The sequence below is a fragment of the Streptococcus sp. GMD6S genome (assembly GCF_000297015.1).
Genome location: NZ_AJRH01000097.1, coordinates 1 through 3,237, shown reverse-complemented (window position 1 = coordinate 3,237; position 3,237 = coordinate 1). Strand labels below are relative to the sequence as shown.

5 protein-coding genes are annotated in these 3,237 nt (G+C 37.9%); 4 read left to right on the top strand and 1 reads right to left on the bottom strand.

Annotation, left to right across the window (positions count from 1 at the left end; translation table 11 throughout):
• From GMD6S_RS08665 to GMD6S_RS08650, 4 genes are all read left to right on the top strand, one after another.
• Positions 1-180: riboflavin kinase (locus tag GMD6S_RS08665; RefSeq protein ID WP_000519854.1), on the top strand; the 180-nt coding region annotated here is incomplete at its 5' end.
• A gap of 135 nt (positions 181-315) precedes the next feature.
• Complete coding sequence (locus GMD6S_RS08660; protein ID WP_001194460.1) at positions 316-1,089, top strand: nucleotidyltransferase domain-containing protein; 774 nt, start codon at positions 316-318, stop codon at positions 1,087-1,089.
• An 8-nt stretch (positions 1,090-1,097) separates the two neighbouring features.
• Positions 1,098-2,147, top strand: coding sequence for a hypothetical protein (locus GMD6S_RS08655; protein WP_000521314.1), 1,050 nt, complete (start codon positions 1,098-1,100; stop codon positions 2,145-2,147).
• A gap of 17 nt (positions 2,148-2,164) precedes the next feature.
• Positions 2,165-2,776 (top strand): tetratricopeptide repeat protein, encoded by a 612-nt coding sequence (locus GMD6S_RS08650; protein ID WP_001070705.1) that lies wholly within the window; start codon positions 2,165-2,167, stop codon positions 2,774-2,776.
• A 20-nt stretch (positions 2,777-2,796) separates the two neighbouring features.
• On the opposite strand, the gene GMD6S_RS08645 is transcribed toward GMD6S_RS08650, so the two are convergent.
• Positions 2,797-3,237, bottom strand: a 441-nt coding sequence (locus GMD6S_RS08645; protein ID WP_000296495.1) for a TIGR03943 family putative permease subunit, incomplete at its 5' end; no start/stop codon positions are given.

Genomic DNA, 3,237 nt, shown 5'->3' with positions numbered 1-3,237 from the left:
ATTTTCGACTTTTCAGACGATATTTACGGTGAGACAGTCATGGTCTACTGGCTGGACCGTGTCCGCGATATGATCAAATTTGACTCCGTAGAGGAACTGGTTGACCAACTCCAGAAAGACGAAGAGATTGCTCGAAACTGGAAGGATGGAGATTCTGTCATTCAAGGGGCTCAGGTATAGAAAACGTCTGAATAAGCTTATAGAAGGTTTAGTTTATTTGATTGTAGTTTTGAAAGAGTGATATAATTCTTTTTAGTTCCCATAATTCCCTATTTTAGCATCTACTTATGCTCAGAATATAGACGAGGCTTTATTATGCAAACGCAAGAAGAAATGAATGTTCTGGTACCGGAAAAATTAGCAGAAATTGAGCGTGATTATGGTGTCAGAGTTTTATGGGCTATCGAGTCTGGTAGTCGTGCCTGGGGTTTTGAGTCTCCCGATAGTGACTTTGATGTACGATTTATCTACAAACACAAGCAAGATTTTTATCTCCGTTTAAATGAACAGCGTGATGTTATCGAGCTACCAATTGACGATACTTGGGATGTGAGTGGTTGGGATTTAGACAAGACTTTAAAACTCCTTTATAAGTCAAATCCTACACTGTTTGAATGGTTACAGTCACCAATTGTCTATCGACAAACGGATTTTATCGAGCGCATGCGTCATCTTGCCAACCAGTATTTTTCTGAGAAGAAAATGCTCTACCATTACTTGAACACTGCTAGAACTCAAATGAATAAGTATCTTTCAGGAGACAAGGTCAAACCTAAAAAGTATTTCTATGCGCTGCGTCCTATTTTGGCCTGTCGTTGGATTGAAAAATACCATTCTGTTCCTCCAATTTTATTTGACGATTTGGTCAAAGAATTGCTTCCTGATGAGATGAAAGAGCATGTGTTAAGATTGCTTGATATCAAGGTCAAGGGAGCTGAAGGTATGGAAATTGATCCGATAATGCCAATTCAAGATTATATTTTAGCTAACATCCAAGAGTTGGATGCATACGTTCAAAGTGTTAGAGAGGAAAAGAAAGAGTGGAAAGCTCTAAATCAATTTTTCCTTGAAGAATTAGGCCACGACTGAGGTTTTTTATGGGTAAATGGACATGTAAATGTGGGCAAGCAATGAATGACCACCGAGCGCCCGATCCAAATGCTTATTCAGTTTATTCGGATGAGTTGTTTGAAGAAATCATAAATAAAGCTGACGACCATAATAAAATTTCTTATGATGATATTTCTGAAGCGTCATTTTATATGTGGAAGTGCCCTGAGTGTGGCAGTTTCATGGTTTTTGGCGAAGACGGGGATGGAGATCACTTTACTTTTTATGAGCGCCAAGAAGTAGAAAAGGTAGAGCCTCTCTTTGATCCAGATCAAGAGTTAAATCTTGTTGTGGTTGAGTTTCAGGAGGGAGGGAATGGCTATACGTATATCTGTGATGACCCAAATATCCATATAGGACACGCTGTTATTGTCCCAGTCGGGAAGGAAAATACTGAAAAAACTGCTTTAGTTGTACAGAAGTATCATGCCCTACCAAAGGATATCACTTTTCCTGTTGAAAAGTTAAAACGTGTCATTCGTAGGTATTCACATTTCGACCCAATCACTTCGAAAAACGTTTGTAGAAATATAATAAAGCTGGGAAGAATGCTTGATGCTTGCTCTAAAAATGTTAAACCTGCTAATCAGCAATATTATAGTATCAAAACTCCCTTAGGCTATTTCTGGTTAGAATTAAATGGAGTTCCAATTCCAATGAAAATTACGCAGGTTCAAGTCAAAGATACAAAGTACCAAGTAGATGTTGCCCTTTATATTAAGCCTTCAGAGATTAACTGTAGAAGATTCTATGAGCTGGAATTATGTGCAGATTTTGATATTGATGCTTCTAGATGGATCGATGTTCTCTCTGATGAAAACGTTTGGGGAAATACTTGGGAACTAAATGGCTTTCAATTTGGTATTACAGCAGGGGAGTCTCCAGAATTTGAAGACGAAGTTGTAGCGAGAAAGTATAGTCGTGTCCCACTTTATTATGACTGGCACCCTGAATTTGAAGATTATTATGGCTTCAGTTTAGCTTGGAAAAAATACGAGTCTGATAGCGATTTGTCAATAGATTTCTATACAACGTAAGAAGCAGGAGGATATGTATGAATCAAGCATGGGATTTATTGTTTGAGGGTAAGATTAATGAGGCTAAAAAAATAGTTGAAGCTGATTTTTTATTGGAAACTTGCACAGATTTTAGTTTGTTAAATTTGATGGGGTATATTTATCTTGAAGAGCAAAAATACAACGAGTGCTTAAGTATCTATCAGCGTTACATTGACTTAGCACGAACTAAAAGCGACCCAGAAAATGAACATATAGGCTATCATCAGTTAGCCATGGTTTATCGTGAAATGAATGAATTTCAAACAGCCCTTTTCTATATCGAAAGAGAGCAAAAAGTCATTGAAGAAGCTTTTACAGAGGATACCCTCAAATCTTCTGTTAACAATTATGAGCAAGGTTATTTACGATTAAAGTTAGGAAAAGTAGCAGAAGCATTCATGTATATGGAACAGTCCTTAAAACAAGCTTTGCAAACAGATGATTTGATTGCCCAAGCTTGTGCCTATAGAGGTTTAGGAGAGATTGGTTCGATACAAAATCCTGAAGAATCACATGAAAATTTTTTACAAGCTATCGTTCTTTTTGAAAAGGCAGGCGATCAGATTGGTGCTCAAGAGGTTAGAAAATTGCTAAATAATAAAAAGTAGCCTGAAAAGGCTACTTTTTATTAAAAAACGCGATAGACATAAGGATTTTCTGGTTTATCTACTTTTGTGAAACTCTCAACCTCTAGTGTTGGGAGTTTTTGTTTGAGTTCTTTATGGTAGTGGAGGGTCAGGGTTCCGCTAGCGGTGATCCAAGTATTGTCAGGATACTGGCGTGAGTTCCCCTTTGTCAAGAGTCCATATACACCAGAATCGGCGATACAGTGGATGATTCCAAAGCGAAAGAGGAACTGGCTATCTGGATGGCTAGGATCGTTATAGACAAAGCCTGTAAATTCGATTTTCTTTCCTTCAAACTCTTGAGGGTAGTCATAGAGAACTTCCATGACCTCCATATAGTTTTCATCAGTGATTTGAATGGTTGGTTGGGTGAGGTATTTGTCAGCTGTAGACCTCATTTCCTTTTCATAAGCAGATTTGGAAAAATAGGTGCTGGTATCGGG